The following is a 481-nucleotide window of genomic DNA, read 5'->3' on the forward strand; positions in this document are numbered from 1 at the left end:
GAATCTTCATTTGAAGCTCCGAATAGAAAAAGTCTTCATCGTCCGTTGATTTTAGGGTTTCTGAACTATCAGGGTTTCGGTTTCGGCAAACTTCCGAGTATTGGAATTCGACGTTCTTACATTCCAGGGTTTCGTATCGAAAGGCTTGTCATGGAAAGGAATAAGAGAAATTCTAACATTCCTCTAAAGACTTTTGGAATTAAGTCCCATCGTGTCCTAAAACGTAAATTAGCTATTTACTAGCGTTTTTTTGACCTAGGTTTAAGCGAATACTAATCGTGCTATAACTTTTATCGACTTCAATACAATCCTTAGACTTTTCCTGAACTTTCTCCTTCATAAATTTATTTCATTTGGTAAACTCTAGTTCAGGTTTCCCTTCACAATACATCAACCCTAATCGTAAATGGAAATCTCTTCCACTGATCCTAAGCTTAAAATCTTGGGTCTTACATTACTACCCTCCAAAAAGAAAGTTTCG

Annotated in this window: 1 protein-coding gene; it reads left to right on the forward strand. The window is 36.4% G+C overall.

Annotated elements, in window-relative coordinates; all coding sequences use genetic code 11:
• A partial coding sequence (locus AABA86_RS34185) for a hypothetical protein (RefSeq protein WP_338309874.1) occupies positions 1–243 on the forward strand: 243 nt, incomplete at its 5' end.
• Between the last annotated feature and the right edge of the window lie 238 nt (positions 244–481).

Source organism: Bradyrhizobium sp. TM233, assembly GCF_036247965.1.
Classification (GTDB): domain Bacteria; phylum Pseudomonadota; class Alphaproteobacteria; order Rhizobiales; family Xanthobacteraceae; genus Bradyrhizobium; species Bradyrhizobium ottawaense.